This is a genomic window from Flavobacterium cellulosilyticum, assembly GCF_004349355.1.
GTDB lineage: Bacteria > Bacteroidota > Bacteroidia > Flavobacteriales > Flavobacteriaceae > Flavobacterium > Flavobacterium cellulosilyticum.
Window position 1 is genome coordinate 366,286 of the sequence record NZ_SMFK01000003.1, and the last position, 18,421, is coordinate 384,706.

General features: G+C 34.7%; 10 protein-coding genes. 3 read left to right on the plus strand and 7 right to left on the minus strand.

What is annotated here, in order from left to right:
- Positions 1-10: 10 nt before the first annotated feature.
- The 3 genes from E0F76_RS08005 to E0F76_RS08015 all read left to right on the plus strand — a co-directional run bounded on the left by E0F76_RS08005 (position 11) and on the right by E0F76_RS08015 (position 6,577).
- Positions 11-727 carry a hypothetical protein gene (locus E0F76_RS08005; protein ID WP_132003938.1) on the plus strand — a complete coding sequence of 239 codons (717 nt, stop codon included), beginning with the start codon at positions 11-13 and terminating at the stop codon, positions 725-727.
- A gap of 164 nt (positions 728-891) precedes the next feature.
- A complete protein-coding gene (locus E0F76_RS08010; protein WP_132003940.1) occupies positions 892-2,067 on the plus strand; it encodes a DUF1624 domain-containing protein in 1,176 nt (391 codons plus the stop codon).
- 283 nt (positions 2,068-2,350) lie between these two features.
- Complete coding sequence (locus tag E0F76_RS08015; protein WP_132003943.1) at positions 2,351-6,577, plus strand: hybrid sensor histidine kinase/response regulator; 4,227 nt, start codon at positions 2,351-2,353, stop codon at positions 6,575-6,577.
- Positions 6,578-7,432: 855 nt separating this feature from the next.
- Here E0F76_RS08015 and E0F76_RS08020 read toward each other — a convergent pair.
- From E0F76_RS08020 to E0F76_RS08050, 7 genes are all read right to left on the minus strand, one after another.
- A complete protein-coding gene (locus E0F76_RS08020) occupies positions 7,433-9,172 on the minus strand; it encodes a family 43 glycosylhydrolase (protein WP_132004028.1) in 1,740 nt (579 codons plus the stop codon).
- Positions 9,173-9,323: 151 nt separating this feature from the next.
- A complete protein-coding gene (locus tag E0F76_RS08025) occupies positions 9,324-11,423 on the minus strand; it encodes a glycoside hydrolase family 97 protein (RefSeq protein WP_132003947.1) in 2,100 nt (699 codons plus the stop codon).
- 115 nt (positions 11,424-11,538) lie between these two features.
- Positions 11,539-13,785, minus strand: a complete 2,247-nt coding sequence (gene bglX / locus E0F76_RS08030) for a beta-glucosidase BglX (protein ID WP_132003950.1) — start codon at positions 13,783-13,785, stop codon at positions 11,539-11,541.
- Positions 13,786-13,788: 3 nt separating this feature from the next.
- Positions 13,789-14,487, minus strand: coding sequence for a carboxylesterase family protein (locus E0F76_RS08035; RefSeq protein ID WP_132003953.1), 699 nt, complete (start codon positions 14,485-14,487; stop codon positions 13,789-13,791).
- Between the two features lie 6 nt (positions 14,488-14,493).
- Complete coding sequence (locus E0F76_RS08040) at positions 14,494-15,891, minus strand: glucoamylase family protein (RefSeq protein ID WP_132003956.1); 1,398 nt, start codon at positions 15,889-15,891, stop codon at positions 14,494-14,496.
- 70 nt (positions 15,892-15,961) lie between these two features.
- Positions 15,962-16,942 (minus strand): LamG domain-containing protein, encoded by a 981-nt coding sequence (locus E0F76_RS08045; RefSeq protein WP_132003959.1) that lies wholly within the window; start codon positions 16,940-16,942, stop codon positions 15,962-15,964.
- Between the two features lie 18 nt (positions 16,943-16,960).
- A complete protein-coding gene (locus E0F76_RS08050; RefSeq protein WP_132003962.1) occupies positions 16,961-18,418 on the minus strand; it encodes a RagB/SusD family nutrient uptake outer membrane protein in 1,458 nt (485 codons plus the stop codon).
- Positions 18,419-18,421: the final 3 nt, after the last annotated feature.

Below are 18,421 nucleotides of genomic sequence, written 5' to 3' on the forward strand. Positions count from 1 at the left end.
TTACAAAAAAATGAAATCAATTATTACAGCAATTATCGCTTTGGCGATGTTCACTTTCATTTCTTGTAAAAAAGAAAGTGGTAAAGAAGTTACAACTGAACCAAATGCAGAAGAAACAAAAGCTCCAGTAGCCGAGGCAATTCCTGCATTTGAACCCTTTAAAGTAATGGCCGTAACTCATATCGTAAAAGATTTTGATACATGGAAAAAATCTTTTGACGAACACGAAAGTATGCGAGCTGCTAATGGTATTTCATTACGGGCACTGGGGAGAGATATGGAAAATCCAAACAAAGTTCTCATTTTTTTAGAAATAGACGATTTACAAAAAGCCAAAGATTTTGCTGCAAGTCCAAACTTAAAAGAAGCGATGCAAAAAGGCGGTGTAATCAGTAAACCAGACTATATTTATGCAGATGTTTTACGCTTTGAAGAATCACCAGCAGAATTTAAAGACAGAATTAGAGTTGGGCATAAAGTAAAAGATTTCGATGCTTGGCTTAAAGTCTATGATGCCGAAGGAAAAGATACTAGAGCGGCACACGGACTTATAGACAGAGCAATTTCAAGAAATATTGATGATCCCAATATGATATACATCACTTTTGCAGTAAGCGATATGGCAAAAGCAAAAGCGAGACTTGCTGATCCTGCTCTCAAAAAAATAATGATGGATGGAGGTGTAATTGGCAAACCTGTAATTGATTTTTATACAAGTGTAAATTAAAAATATTCTAATAAAACAGTAAATCCTCCTTTCAAAATAATACTTTTTGGGAGGAGGGATTTTTATTCATTGCAATATAAATACAATAAATAAAACACAATTTATGGCTAGGCATACTTCAAGCTGGAAAATAAAAATTATATAGCGATCTAAGTTTATAAGATATGGAAAACAAAAACGCACCACAACGAATTCTATCCATCGATCTTTTGAAAGGACTGGTAATGGTGATAATGGCACTTGACCATACTCGAGATTATTTTCATTATTCGGCATTCTATTTTGATCCGACAGATCCTACCAAAAGCACATTACCCATTTTCTTTACACGATTTATTACCCATTTTTGTGCTCCCGCTTTTAGTTTTCTGGCAGGACTTTCTGCTTGCTTAGTTGGGAGAAGAAAATCTAAATCTGAATTGTCTAGTTTTCTTGTAAAAAGAGGACTTTGGTTGGTATTTATCGAATTAACGATTGTCAATTTTGCATGGTATTTTGATCTTTCCTTTAGAAACCCTAGTTTAATTGTTATTTGGTCTTTAGGAATAAGTATGATTGTTTTAGCGGCATTAATTCATTTACCAAAAAAAATTATTTTAGTTTTCAGTATTCTAGTTATTTTTGGACATAATTTACTGGACACCACTCACTTTACAGGAAATGTATTATGGGCTATATTGCATGAATATGCCATTTTTAATATTTCTGAAACCCACCATTTAAATGTATATTATCCCATTATTCCTTGGATTGCAGTAATGTCATTGGGGTATTATTTTGGATCTTTTTATGATAAATCTTATGACATCCTTAAAAGAAAAAAAGTGTTCAATCGCATCGGTATATCAGCATTACTATTATTTGTGTTCATTCGTTTTATAAATCGATACGGAGACCCGATTCCGTGGAAAGATTACGGTACTATTTCAAAAGATTTGATTTCGTTTTTAAATCCTTCAAAATACCCACCATCCTTGTTGTATTTATTAATGACATTGAGTGGTACAATTTTGTTTTTGGCAAACTCCGAAAAATTGAAAGGAAAAGTGGTTGATTTCTTTAGTACATTTGGTAGAGTTCCTTTCTTTTATTATATCATACATATCTATGTGATCCACCTTTTTGCCCTGTTATTTGCACAACTTACAGGATTTGGTTGGAAAATTATGATTTTGCCAACTTGGGTTTCTGAAGTAACTGCGTTAAAAGGATATGGATTTCCGCTTTCGGTAGTTTATGCGGTATGGATTGGAATTATTTTACTGCTCTACCCTATTTGTAAAAAATTTGATAATTATAAACAATCCCACAAAGAAAAATGGTGGTTGAGTTATTTGTAGAAAAGGTGATTTTTAATCATGAAAAGACAAATAGTAATTCCAAGTTATTTTTGGAACAGAAACTCAAAAACCACTTTGTTTAAATTCTAATTCTGTTAGCGAAATTCAGATGCCAAATTATCCAAGGAAATTGATTTTGTTCGAAAATTAGGGATTGATTATCATAGTTAATGATTGACTTTATAACCTCCTTGATTTTTTAGTATATTTGTTATATGACAACCCAATTAATATTGTTCTAATTGAGAAAAATATTTTGTCTATTAACCCCAAACCTACTACAATGCCCTACCAAAAAACAAAATCATTATGTTTTTTCTCTATTAAGAAAGTATTTAATGAAACATTCAGAAATTCATTTGTTCTAATTCTAATAACCATATTATTACTTTCTAACCTTCAAAAAGGATATTCACAAGGAAAAGTAAAGTTTACTAGAAAAACATCAAAAGATGGACTCTCACAAAGTTTTATTAAAAACATAATCAAAGATCATGATGGGTTTATATGGATAGGTACAGCAGACGGGCTTAATAAATACGATAGCTATACTTTTAAAATATACAGAAACCATTCTCAAATAAAAGGAAGCTTAAGTAGTAATAACATTATGACTACCTATGTAGACAAAAAAGGCGTTTTATATGTGGGTACAGATAATGGTGCTTTAAACGTATATGATAACAAAAAGGATACTTTTACAATATACAAATATAATTCCCAGATAAGTTCTAACCGAGTTACCTGCTTGTTTGAAGATCATAATGGCATATTTTATGTTGGAACAGAAGGTAGCGGACTATACTCCTTCAACCGAGAGACCAAAAAATTTAAGCTTTTATATTTTGACAATATCGCAAAAAATCGACTTATAAGTCCCGTTATTAGAGCTATTAACGAAGACAGGGAAGGGAATTTATGGATAGGTACTGAACAGGGTATCACAGTCATCAGTAAAGACCGCAAAATTTTTACTGATTATACGCAGACCGAAGATCCTAATAGTTTAAGTATAAAAGCAATTAGAACTATTTTTATTGATTCTGAAGGTAAGGTCTGGATAGGCACTGCGTTTGGAGGCTTAAATCTTTTTGACAAAAAAACTAAAAAATTTATCCATTTTAAAAACAAAATCACTGATTTAAATAGTCTTCTAGGCGATTTTGTGCCACAGATTTGTGAAGCCAAAGACGGTAAAATTTGGATCGCTACTAATTTTGGAATCAGCGTATTAGAAAAAAAAACCTTCACTTTTACCAATTATACAAACGATCCTTTTGACAACAATTCACTTCTTGATAATGGTCTCAATGCAATTTTTGCTGATGAGAAAGATAATATATGGGTAGGCAGTATATCAGGTCTTTCTATGAAGGAAGCCAAAATTTCTAAATTCCCCAATTTTTCTTACAACCCTGGAAAACCCGAAGGCTTGGGAAGCAGAGAAGTTTTTAGCATTTATCAAGACTCCAAAAATAATATTTGGCTGGGCACAAGAAACGGGATTGATTTGTTTAATCGAGAATCAGAAACATTTAAACATTATAACACACGAACCGCTGGACTTGGCTTAGGCACTGTTACTTCTTTATTTGAGGACAGGTATAAAAAGTTATGGATTGGTACTTTTGAACGAGGTCTACTCTCTTTTAATACAGATAAAAATACCTATATAACATACGAGGGAATTGATCCTATAACAAATATAAAAACACCTATTCGAGATATATGGTATATTAAAGAAGATACAAAAGGTGAATTATATATTGCTTCCTTCAGTAGCGGGGTCTATAAATATAATAGAAATGAAAATCAATTTTATCGCTTGCATTGGGAAGGAAAAAATATCCCTTATCTGGGAATAAATTGTTTTTATATTGATAGCAAAAATAATTTATGGCTTGGTTCAATTCAAGATGGGTTGATTAAAATTAATAAAGAAAAAGGAATATATAAAATATTTAAAAATGACCCAAAAAATAGTAAAAGTATAAGTGATAATTTAATTTCATACCTATACGAGGACAGAAAAGGAAATTTATGGGTTGGCACTCAAGCTGGTTTAAACAGAATTAACGCCGACAATACATTCACCCACTATTCCGAAAAAAATGGACTAGCCAATAATTTCATTAATGGTATTTTAGAGGATGATAAAGGCTCATTGTGGTTAAGCACCAATAGTGGAATTTCAGAATTTAATATTGAATCCAAATCTTTCAAAAACTTCAACATAAATGATGGTTTTGATGATAATGAACTTTTACCAAGAGCTGCATTCAAGCTTAAAAGCGGAGAAATGATTTTTGGTGGTTTAAATGGATTTAATATATTCCATCCCCAAAAACTTATTTTCGATAAACAGACTCCTATTGTTTTAATAACAAACTTTAAATTATTTAATAAATCCGTAATTCCTGGAGCTGAAAATTCTCCACTAAAAGAGGAAATTAATAAAGTCAAGGAAATTACTCTCACACATAAACAATCTGAATTTTCATTTGATTTTGCAGCTTTAAATTTTTCTAGAACCAAGGAAAACCAATACGCATATAAATTAGAAGGCTTTGATAAGGATTGGGTTTATATTGGTAAAAACAGAAACGCTTACTACACCAATATTCCTCCAGGCGAATATACATTCAGGGTAAAAGCCTCGAATAATGATGGGGTATGGAATGAAGAAGGTACGTCAATAAAAATTAATATAGTTCCTCCTTTTTGGATGACGTGGTGGTTTAGAATACTTTCGGCACTAACCGTTATTGGCTGTGCCCTATGTTTATATTATTCCCGAGTTAAAGGGATTAGCGCCCAGAAGGCTGAATTGGAAAAACAAGTACTACAACGCACCGAAGAAGTTGTTAATCAGGCAAAAGAATTAGAAACTCAAACTGAACTTCTTAAGACTATAAATATTGCCCTGGAGAAAGAAAGGGAAAGAGCCGAAAAAGCGAGTCAGGCAAAAAGTGTTTTCCTTGCCACTATGAGCCACGAAATCAGAACTCCAATGAACGGTGTTATCGGTATGACATCCCTACTCGAAGAAACTCCACTCAATCACGAACAACAGGAATATGTTACCGTCATTCGAGCCAGCGGAGATACACTTCTATCAGTTATCAACGATATTTTGGATTTTTCCAAGATCGAATCAGGAAATCTAGAACTTGAAACCCAAGATTTCAACCTTCGCCAATGCATTGAGCAAGTGATGGATCTGCTTGCTGGTAAAGCTGCTGAACAGGGACTGGATCTTGTTTACCAGATTGATAATTCAGTTCCAGTTCAAATCATTGGCGATAATATGCGTTTAAGACAAATACTGATTAATTTATTGAATAATGCACTTAAATTTACACCCAAAGGTGAAGTATTTATCAAAGTGAGTCTTGCAAACGAAGACACTAATAATATTGAATTGCTTTTTGAAGTTAAAGATACGGGTATCGGTATTCCTGAAGAAAAACTTCCAAATTTATTTCTTGCATTTTCACAGATTGATTCTTCAACAACACGCAAATACGGGGGAACAGGTTTAGGCTTAGCCATAAGTCAAAGGCTCATAAAGCTTATGGGGGGAGACATAACCGTAAGCAGTACGATGGGTGAAGGTTCTACTTTTAGCTTTACTATCAAAAGTAAGCCTGGTAATAAATCTCAAAGACAATATGTGAATTTTAACACAAGTAAAAATGAAGGCAAAAAAGTATTGGTGGTAGACGATAATACCACTAACCTGAATATTCTTAAATCTCAGCTGGAGATGTGGAATCTAACTCCTGTTCTTGCTTCCTCAGGCAAAGAGGCATTAGAAATTATAGACAATGGAGGCAAGTTCCAGTTAATCATCACAGATATGAACATGCCAAAAATGGATGGTGCTGAATTAGCCGAAGCAATGAGAACAAAGATTCCACAGGTACCAATTATCCTGTTAAGTTCTATAGGAGATGAAACCCGAACAAAACATTCACACTTATTTAACTCTATACTAACAAAACCTATTAAGCAACAACAATTGTTTAATTTAATACAAACTGAACTGAAACATCAAAGCCTACTTTGTAAACAGGAAGAAAAAAAACAGCCATTATTCTCGGAAGATTTTGCAGAAACCTATCCTTTAGACATTCTTTTGGTAGAAGATAACCTAATCAACCAAAAACTGGCAATGAGGGTATTAACTAAGCTTGGCTATCAGCCAAAACTAGCCAATAATGGAAGAGAAGCTGTAGATATACTTGTAGAAAAACCATATCAGCTTGTCTTGATGGATGTACAAATGCCAATAATGGATGGACTGGAAGCAACACGCCATATTAGAAAAAATCTTAAATATCAACCTAACATAGTAGCCATGACTGCCAGCACATTATCCGAAGACCGTGATGCTTGTATAAAAGCAGGCATGAACGATTACATTACCAAACCTGTAAATCTGGAAACTCTTATTAAAACATTGCGACTTATTGCAGAAAAAACTAAGGCAGAAGATAGTATTCAATAGAAAATAGGGTAACTAAATATTTTAAAAAAAAATCTAAATACATTTCTAAAAAATTTAAAAAATAGACGAAAAAATTCCTCAAGTTCATAAATATGACAGAGGATATTTTTTTTATGTCAGTTCAGTTAGTTTATTTACTCCAGTTTTTTAATTCCATTTTGATCCATCATATCCATTAAGGCTGGTACATTGCGCTTTTTGAAATCACCCTAATTTTGAGTTAATGTATTTGGAAAATCGTCTAATCGCAAATTCATCAAACGAAAAATTGTAACAACTGCTCCATATTTTGAAGCTTCTTTTGCTCCGGCAAATCTTTGATCGACAAAACTTCCATAAGATTTGAATGTTTCGATGTTTTCTTATTCCATCGGTCGATTACAAGGCACAATTTTACCTTTTATTTTTTCGTCTAATGCTACTAGCGCTTTTATACTTTTTACTGCTATAACTCTGGCAGTAATTTCGTTTTTGGGTATTTCAACCGAACCTCCAAGTGCACAAATAGGAATATTCTTTTTATTTATATTATCAAAAATATAGCCATTTTATTTTGCACGACGAACCCACTTTGGCATCATTATTTCATGACGATATACAATACAAAATTCCATAGTTCCAAGCTGTGATTTAGTGACTTGAAATTCTTTATCAGGATTGGCCGCCCCAGACTATCACGCTCCAATTGAATTGGACAAAAAATACAACCATGAAAAATCTAGCATTAGTTTATGTTGATTTATAAATTTATTCGAGGTTTTTTGCCTCTTTTGATTGGAAAAAAAGTAAAAATACTAAAAAAACAGAACGGTTAAAAAGAGTGTTTTGTTCATGAAATTATAAACAAATTGATTTTTATTCTGATTTTTTGATTTCGGTACGTGGACCTATTCCATTATTATTAAATGCTTCAATCTGAAAATAATAAGCATCTGATTGATCCATGCCGTTAAAATAGTATTCGTTTTTTCCATATGCCATTATAGAACCATACAATTTGTCTGGTGATTTACCAAAATAAATCACATATCCATCTGCCAAAGGTTCTTGTTGCCATTTGAACCAAACATTGCGTCGCTCTCCTTTTTTCTTAGGCTCAGTTCTCAAGGGAACAAAATTATTGACAATTCCGGGAGCAATTCCACTTCCTTTTCCAAAAACTCTAAAACCACTTAAAGCAAATTTACCTGTTGGCATTTGAATGTTGACCATCTTGACATAACGCGCCTGCATCGGTTTTTCAAGCTCAATATAATCATGAGGAACATCTTTAGTGTTTTTGCTTTTATCTACAAGAATTTTCCAATTATTCCCATTATCCGAATAATATAAAATGTATTTATGACCCGTTGTCGTCGCTGGTTTTCCCATCAATTCCACATCCTGATCGGCATAATTTATTTGGATGGCGTTGATGGTACTTTTTTCGCCCAAATCAGATAGGAAATATTCTCCTTTGTCAGCCGTTTTTGCAGACCAATAGGTTTTTATATCTTCATTTACGGCATAATTGGGTTGAAAACCACCAAGAGTGGAGGAAACTTGAACGGTTTTATTATAATTTAATAACATCCATCCTGAAAAATTTGCATTCAAATGGTTTTTCTTTTGCGAAGGTAAAAAAGTCGGGTAATCTCCATAAGCCGTATTCGAATAAAGAATTCCATCACTGTCAAAACCGGCTGGCCAAATACCCAATCGCCGTTCAAAATTGTTTTTGGTACAAATAGAAATACTTGAAACATGCCAATAATCATCATTTGCATCTTCATAAGTAGCACCATGACCTGCGCCTCTGGCAAAACCACCTGGTTTATATGAAAACGGATTATGCGATTGATATTCGAAAGGTCCCAACGGATTTTTACTTACATATACCCCATCTCCATAACCGCTAAATTCGGTTCCTGGTCCGCCATATTGCAGGTAATATTTCCCCTTATGTTTGGTCATAAATGCCCCTTCCATAAAAGGTTGCAAAAAAGTATTGTCATTATTTTCGCCAAAGCGTTCCCATCCATGTTCGTAATCATTCAAAGCAATTAATGGAATTACTTCTCCTTCGGGTTGAAAGGTTTTTCGATTTAATTGAACGCCATACAAAGGATATAAATTACTGGAACCATAATATTCATAAACTTCATCTTTTTCTTTGTCCCAAAAAATAGAAGGATCCCATGCTCCTGCTTCGGATTTATGAACGAGTTCCTTCCAGTCGTCTTTGGATGGATTTGTACTCATCCAAATGGGAAATTCTTTGGTGTGGGTGGAACCCACAACCAATAAAGTGTCATTTACAAAAGATAGCGATGGAGCGCACAATTCATCATATACTTTATGCTCAGGACGAAGAAATTTCCTTGGAATAAATTGCCAATCGAGCATGTCTTTGCTATGCCAATATCCCCATTGATTTGTGGAAAATAAATAATACTCTCCTTTGAAATAAGTAATAACTGGATCGGCCGTTGCTCGGTGTTTTCCTTGAGTTACAAAATTGGGAATTGGGCAATAGCCGTAATCAATGTTAATGGGATTACAATAGGTTTTTTGCTGGGCAAAAGCGCTATTGTTCATCAATAAAACAAATAGCATAGCCCTGATAGCAATGGAAAGCCAATTGGGTGAAAAATCTATTTTTTCTTGCCAAAAAAAAGCGACCAAAGAAGCTCTTTTTTTGGAAATAGAAAAAAAGATTTTTGCGCAATTGCTTGAAATGGATAGCAGGATTTGGCTCATGAAAAAATTAATTAATGGGTTCGAAACTGATGGCTGTTCCTCCACCAGGAGCCAAATTCAATTTGATTGTTGATTTGTTGGTAACTTCTATGGTGTATATTTTGTAAGCGATTGGATTTGTTTTCCAATCGGCATCTTTTGCATCTTCGTAAATAATGGCTTTATATTTTTTCCCTTTGGTCAAAAAATCCAATTTAATTTCAGATTTTCTAGCATTTTCATCAGTGATAGCGCCTAGAAACCATTTCTCTGAATTTTTAGCTTTTCGAACGACTGTCAAATAATCTCCCGGTTCCGCTTCGAGGTATTTTGAATCTTGCCAATCTACCGCAACATCCTTGATAAACTGAAAAGCATCTGGATATTTTTCGTAGTTTTCAGGCAAATCGGCCGCCATTTGCAAAGGCGAATACATGGTTACATATAAGGCCAGTTGTTTTGCCAAAGTGGTATGCACTTGTTCAGTTTTTGATTTGTCGTAATAACTCATTTTAATTTCAAAAATTCCTGGAGTATAATCCATTGGACCACCAAGCAATCGTGTGAAAGGCAAAATCGTTTCGTGCATAGGAGGATTTCCAGTACTCCAAGCATTGAATTCATTGCCACGAGCTGCTTCGGCAGCAATGTAATTTGGATACGTACGGCTGTAACCCGTAGGACGAGTACTTTCATGAGAATTGATCATAATTTTGTAATCGGCGGCGCGTCTGGCTACAAAATTAAAATGGTTGACCATGGTTTGACCATCATGGAATTCACCACGAGGAATAATTTTGCCAACATAACCCGATTTCACTGCTGGATAATCGTATTTTTTCATCAAGTCGAAAGCGCGATCTAAATGACGTTCATAATTAGCAACTGAACCTGACGTTTCGTGGTGCATAATCATTTTTACATTTTTTGATTTGGCGTAAGCAGCCACTTCGGCAATATCAAAATCTGGGTAAGGAGTGGTAAAATCAAAAACTTCTTCTTTCCAATTCCCAAACCAATCTTCCCAACCTGTATTCCAACCTTCGACAAGAACGCCATCAAAACCGTTTTTCGCAGCAAAATCAATATACCTTTTGGTGTTTTCAGTTGTGGCACCATGTTTCCCTGATGGTAATAAATCCTGAGTTAGTGAATTTTGAGCATTTTGAGAACCGGCATAATCCCAAGTTGATTTACCAACGTGCATTTCCCACCAAATCCCAACATATTTCATTGGTTTAATATAAGAAGTATCCTCGATTTTACAAGGATCGTTTAGATTCAAAATCATCTTAGAACCTACAATATCTCTGGCATCATCGCTGATCATAATGGTTCTCCATGGTGAAACACATGGCGCTTGTAAATAGGCTTTATCACCAATGGCATTGGGAACCAAATGAGATGTTAATTTATTGTTTTTCACATCTGCATCAAGGTGCATAATAGGATAATTGACCACTGCAGCTTCAAATATATTAAGATACAATCCCGAAGGAGATTTCATCATTAATGGGGATTGAACCACATATTTACCAGAAATGGATTTAACTCCAATACCATTATTTAAGTTTATGGCTTGGGTATTTATATCCGAAAATGAGGTTTCATTATACGCATATTCCTGACTGTCAAAATCTCCAGGAAGCCAAAAAACTTTATTGTTTTCGGTTAAATTAAACTGAGATACCTCATCAGAAATAATAAAATAATTCAAGTCTTTTTGTTTTGGGAAATCATATCTAAAGGCAATTCCTTCGTCAAAAACTCTAAAAATAATATTCATTTTTATATGAGAATCTTTTTGACTAAGTGCAATTGTTTTCTCGTTATAATGATTTACAATAGAGGCTTGTTCTCCCAAAACGGGTTTCCATGTTTCGTTGAATGTAGCCGTTTTCACAGAATCAATTACAAAGTTGGCATCCAATGCTGGTTTATCCTTTAGTTTTATTCCTAAAGTGCTTTCTAAAATTACTGGTTTATTTTTGTATTTAACCGAATAAGACGGTTGACCATTAGCTGTTAATTTAAAATTGACAACTATTTTATTGGAAGGAGATGGAATACTTTGCGAAAAACCAATGTTCATCGCAAAAACTAATAAAAGGGAAAGGAAATATTTCATTGTGTGTTTTTTTTTATTAAATGTAGAAAAAGTAGTCATTGATTGCAATTAAAAAAAGTAAAAAAACCTCCAGCAAAAAATACTGGAGGAAATTTACTAAATAAACTAACCAAATTTATTTAACCAAATCAAAACTAACTTTCTTGTCTGTGTCTGAATTCCCGCCGACGAATACGTCAAAAGCTCCAGCTTCGGCTTCGAATTTCATATCGAGGGTATAAAATCTTAAATCATCGGATGAGATTTCGAATGACACTGTTTTTATTTCTCCCTTTTTTAAATATATTTTATCAAATCCTTTCAATTCTTTTATGGGTCTGGTTACAGAACCAACCAAATCTCGGATGTAAAGTTGAACTACTTCCTGACCATCATAATTACCGCTGTTTTTAACATCTACGCTGATTTTTACTTTTTCGTTAAACTTGATTTTATCAGCAGCAATTGTAAGATTTGAATATTCAAAAGTCGTATAACTCAATCCAAAACCGAACGGAAATAATGGACTATTGTGAACATCTGTGTAACGTGATTTGTATTTTTGTTCTGGATCAGTAAGTCCTAAATACGGTCTTCCTGTATTTTTATGATTGTAATATAAAGGCAATTGGCCTACATTTCTAGGGAAAGACATAGGCAATTTCCCATTTGGATTGTTGGCTCCAAAAAGTGTTTGAGCGATTGCATCACCGCCACGAGTTCCTGGCCACCAAGCTTCAAGAATCGCATCCATGTTTTCATTTTCCCATGTAAGTGTCAATGGCCTTCCGTTAAGAAGTACTAAAACTATGGGTTTCCCTAATGTTTTTAATTCGGCCAAAAACTCTTTTTGTAATCCTGGCAAATCGATATTAGTTTGAGAAGCCGCCTCGCCTGTCATATTCTCTCTTTCTCCCATAACTGCCACAATTACATCGGCTTTTTTTGCATTTTCCATTGCTTTTTGGATCCAATCTCTTTTGGCACTTTGAATTTCTACTCCCTGATCAAAGGTAACATTGGAACTGTTTTTCAAATAATTCGTTACTCCTTCTTTAACACTTGTCGCTAAACCTGTTCGATCTCCAAGTGCTGCCCAAGAACCAATCATATTAAATTCGTCACTTACTAAAGGTCCCACGAAAGCAATTTTCTGATTGGTTTTTAGTGGTAAAATTTGATTGTTGTTCTTTAGTAAAACCAATGATTTTTTAGCTACTTCTAGACTTGCGTCTAAAAATTCAGGTTTGTAAATCGTTGCTTTTTCTCGGGCTTCATCTGAATAACGATATGGATCTTCAAATAATCCTAAATCATATTTCACATCCAATATTCTTTTGCAAGCATCATTAATTTGAGCCAAAGTAACTTTGCCTTCGTCATACGATTGCTTCAAATAATTCATATACACTCCGCCAACCATATCCATGTCAACACCAGCATTCATAGCTAATTCGCCAGCATTTTTATTGTCAGTGGCAAAACCATGAGCCACCATTTCGTTGATACCAGTATAATCCGTTACTACCATACCGTCAAAATTCCATTCCCCTTTTAATACATTGCGAATCAAATACGTATTAGCCGTTGAAGGAATACCCGAGATTTCGTTAAAAGCAGTCATAAAAGTTTTTACACCTGCATCCACCGAAGCTTTGAAAGCTGGTAAATACGTTTCTCGCAAACCTCTTTCTGAAATATCTACCGTGTTATAATCTCTACCAGATTCTGCGGCGCCATAAGCTGCAAAATGTTTGGCACAGGCCAAAATGGTATTATTTTTTGATAAATCATTTCCTTGAAAACCTTTTACATTGGCAATAGCCAATTGGATTCCCAAGAAACTATCTTCGCCAGAACCTTCAGAAACTCTTCCCCATCTTGCGTCACGAGTGATATCTATCATAGGGGCAAAAGTCCAATGAACCCCGCCAGAAGCTGCTTCAGTAGCGGCAATTCGCGCTGCTAATTCTACCGCTTTGGGATCCCAAGAAGAAGCCATTCCTAAATTTATAGGGAAAATAGTTTTATAACCATGGATTACATCATGGCCAAAAAGCAAAGGAATTTTTAACCTTGAATTTTCTAGATTAATGCGTTGAATTTCTCTTGTTTCTTTGGCACCAGTAGCGTTCAAAATAGAGCCTACTTTTCCTTGTTGAATACGTGTGATAAAATTATCTCCGGATTTTGGTCCTGTAACTGTTCCGTCTGAAGTGAATTGTACTGTTTGATAGATTTTTTCGTCAACCGTCATTTTTGCCATTAAATCGGAAATGAACTCGGCTTTGGGTTTGATTTTAATTGCTGTTTTATTCTCCTTTTTTTGGCTATATCCAAAAAACGAAAAACATAAGAGTATTATAATTAGTTTACTTTTCATATTTTATTTTTTTACTTGTTTAAACATCCAATCGTATATTTCTTGGTTATCATATACGCGTGACCAACTATCATGACCTGCATCATCAAAAAGGGTTAGTTCAACATTGGCATTGCATTTTTTTAGTTCTTTATAAATTGTAATTGCATAATCTGGATTTACAACATCGTCCATCAGACCATGAAAAACACGAGTTGGAACAGCTGCAATTTTACATGCTTCCTCCAATTGGATTAAATCTACAAATCCCGAAATTGGCACTATTGCCGCAAACATAGTTGGATGTGCAAAAGCAAGATTCCAAGTTCCCCAGCCTCCAAGACTCAATCCTGTAAGATAAATTCTGTTGGGATCAATGTTGTATTCCTTTTGAATTTTCATAATCAAACGGTACAATACTTCATTATTCCATTCTTCATTTTCAGGACATTGCGGAGCTAAAATATAAGCGTCGAGATTGTGATTTTTTATGTATTTTAAAGGACCATGTACTTTAACTTTTTCGATATCTGTTCCTTTTTCACCCGAACCGTGCAGGAAAATAATCAATGGCTTTTTCTCTTTGGTATTCGCTGGAATGTGTAATGCATAACCCAATTGGAATTCTTGCACTATTTCTGTTTTTATATTTCCATTTACTTCTGATTGCGAAAAAGAATTCCATGAAAATAAAAACAAAATTACCATTACTATATACCTCATAATGCTCTAAAAATTATATTTACTGGAATGAAAACCAAGGTTCAACAAACCTGGTTTAATTTCTGGAGCATTCATAAACAATCTCCATAATAAACCTGAACGGTAATTCTCAATCATGGGAGTTATTGTACCTTGATCTATTGCTAAATAGCGTGGTGTAACCCAATTATATTGAGGGGAAAAGGCATCATATGGTCCTGCAATACCCACATAAGTTGCTTTGTTTTCATCATATAAATAATGAAGAAACTTCATGGATTCCGTTGGAGTATAAGGAAAAGACGATAAAGCCGCGGTAGGCGAAATTACTCCTAAATCATTATTTGGCTGGTGTGCTGCATAACCTGTGGTTCCATCACTATTTCTGGAGTAACTTGCTGTTAAGCCCCAACATTTATCGGAATAATCTTTCCATTGTTTTGGATTGGCAATACAATATTTGTTGATAATTTTAGAATGATTGACAACTAAATCCCAATAATTGGCATATTTATCTGTTAAATTGTTTGGATCTAAGCCTAGATAAGAATAATGAGCCCAAAACATAGGTCCCACGTTTCCAATTGCCCCATTATAATTGAAAATTACTGGAACACCATATTGACTTCCTCCATTTACAATTCCTCCATTTCTAGCCCAAGCTTGATGATATGCAGCAACAGGAATAGGATGCGTTGGTGATGCAGCTCCTAAAATGTAGGTAATCAAACATTCGTTATACCCTTCTAACTTAAAATTAATTTCCCAACCGTAATTGGGAGACCAGTGCCAGTACATGGCGTTTTCACCTTTAGTATACCAATCCCATTCTACCCCTTTCCAAAGAAAATCGGCTTTGGCAGCCAATGCTTGTTCAGCAACATTTCCGTTTTTGAAATATTCGCGAACGGTTAATAATCCCTGACATAAAAAAGAAGTTTCTACTATATCTCCGCCATTATCTTTGGTTCCAAAAGGAATAACACGCCCTGTTGTTCCATCAATCCAATGAGACCACGCACCATGAAACCGATCTGCTTTTTCCAGAAAAGTTAAGGCTGTTGTAAGTCTTGTTACCGCTTCTGCTCTGGGAACAAAACCTCTATCAATACCGGCAATAAGTGTCATTAACCCAAAACCGGAACCACCTGTAGTTACAATATTGGCTTCAAAACTAGGAGTATCTGTTAGATAGCGTTCTCTTGCTAATTTTGAATTGGTTTCGGCATAATCCCAAAAATACTTTATGGCATCCTTTTGGACTTGATCCATGGCTTCGGTATCCGTTAAAGGAATTACAACTACAGGAGTTGTTGGAGTTGTTGGTAATGGTGTACCGCCATTTCCTCCATTATTTCCTCCAGAGGAAGAAGAACAAGAATTGAAAAAATTAAAAAAGATCAAACAAAATATGAAATTCTTCATCGTTGTATGGTTAAAATTGAATATAAACACACCTGATTTTTAATTACAATCAGGTGCGTTTTGTTTATAATTATCTGTTGTCTTTTTCCAAAAGATACAAGGCTTTTACCTCATTAGCAGAAAGTGGTGCTTTATAGATTCTAAATTCATCTAATAAGCCAGCATAACTGGTTGCCCAACCTTGTGGGCCACCATTGTTTTGAGGTGGTGTAGTATCAAACTGATGTGTACCAAAAACAATTTTCCCGTTAGTTCCTACCATTTGGAAGGCACCATATTTAGGAGCATTATTACTATTGTCAATACTACCTGGATTATCTGCATATAAAGGTGCAGTACCTACCACTCCTGCAGCAGGTGCGTAAGCAAAACTACCTACGTTAGCACTAGGAACACCATTTGTGTAAAAAGATATTTTACTAGTGGTAGAGCTATAGGAAATAACAATGTGAACCCAAGTGTTTAAAACATTATCCAAATTCACGATCACTCCTTGACTTCCCCATGCAACACCATTTCTACCATTCTCTAAATCAACTTTTAATCTAAGTCTATTTGGAAATGCACCATCTGGATTTTCTAGAAAGAAATTTAAACCTCCCCAAAATTGCGTTGGTCTTACAATTGTAAAAATCCCTTGAGCGCCTTTCCCTTGACCTGGATTTCCCCCATCAGGAACAGTATTTGCAGTGTTCATCCAAAAGGAAAATGTAAAATCATTTAAACCTGTAATTGCTGCGGAAGCATTTGCAACAGCATATCGGTGTTGAGAATTTGAACCCGAATAGGCCATTCCTTTTTTACCCGCTACAAAACCTACGTTTGTAGCAATTGCTCCTGTAATCGCTCCTTTTAAATCTGTTAGATTATTTTCAAAACTTAATTTTGACACTAAACTTGAAGCAGCGACATCATCTGAGTTTTCATAACCCCCAATTTTTTCATATGGAATTGAAGCATTTACTTTATCTATACTATCGCTATTGCAACTTCCAAAAAATTGAAATGCTATAACAGAAGCAAACAAGAAAATATATTTATTTTTTTTCATTTTTACTGTTTTTAAGAATTAATTATAACCAGGATTTTGTGTAGATAAACCAGCGGATTGAGATATAAACGATTGTGGTAAAGGAAATAATTCGTTTTTCCCTGCAACAAATGTTTTACCGTCAATTGCAAAAGCAGCAACTGCCTGACCTGTTCGTACTAAATCGAAATATCTATCGTGTTCAAAAGCCATTTCTACTCTTCTTTCTTTCCAAATTGCAGTTCTTACCGCAGCTTGCGTAGTAGCAGTAGTATTTCCCAAACCTGCTCTATTTCTTATTTGGTTTAACAAAGGAATTGCGGTTGAAGTACTGTTTAATTCATTCAATGCTTCGGCTTTCATCAGGATAACTTCGGCAAATCTCAAATATTTAATATCAGCATCTGAATTATCATCTCCAGTATAAGCAGATGAATAGGCTTTGTAGTTATATCTAGGATTATCAACCGTAATTGGCACCACTCTACCATCATACAATGTAGTTCCGGCAAAAATAATGGTTGCAGCTTTTCTAACATCACCAACTTCATAAGCATTTACTAAACTTAAACTTGGAGTATTGAAACCCCAACCCCAGCCGCCAGTACCACGAGCTCCTTGCACCTGAGAATATTGTTGAATTCCTTTTGCAGGAGTAGCCCCTGAACCATAAATTTCGAAAATAGATTCAGTATCAAATTTTCCTGCTAATTTATACTGGGAAGAATAATCCAAAACCAAAGAATATCCGGTAACTAGGTTACAATTGTCCACTACTTTTTGCCAGTTTTTTTGATACAAATTAACTTTGGCAAGCAATGCATAAGTAGCACCTTTTGACGCTCTTGATTTTTCTGAAGCAGCATAAGCAGTTTTTTCTGGTAATGCCGCAATAGCATCCGCTAGGTCCTTTTCAATAAAAGCATAAACTTCCGCAGGAGTTTTTCGAGTCAACTGCATTATTCTATCAGCATCCGAAGATGGATTTGGCAAATGATCAATAATTGGAACGCCACCATAGGCTTTTACCAAAGTAAAATACATAAAAGCTCTTAAAAACTTAGTTTCACCAAGTAATCTAGTGCGTAAAGCTGGATTGGCTTGATCTAATTGAGGGATAATACTTAATGCTTGATTGCATCTGTTAATTCCTTCATAATTCGCTGCAAAAACTTCGCCGATAGAACCACTTGACGAATTATAAGTCAAGGCATCCATTAAATCTTTGTCACCTCCTGTATCTCCAGGTGAAGAACCTTTATCTGCATCATCGGAAGCAATACTTGTCATTCCGATCCAAGAAAAGGTGGACATATTCCAATCTAAAAATTTATTATAAATTGCTGTCACAAAGGTAGTAGCTCCTGCATCATTGTTAAACAATTCGAGATCTGCTGTTGAAATAGATGCGGTTTGTTTAACATCTAAAAAATCTTTTGTACATCCCATAAAAAGACCTGCGGATAGAACAAAAATGGATATATATATCTTTTTCATAGT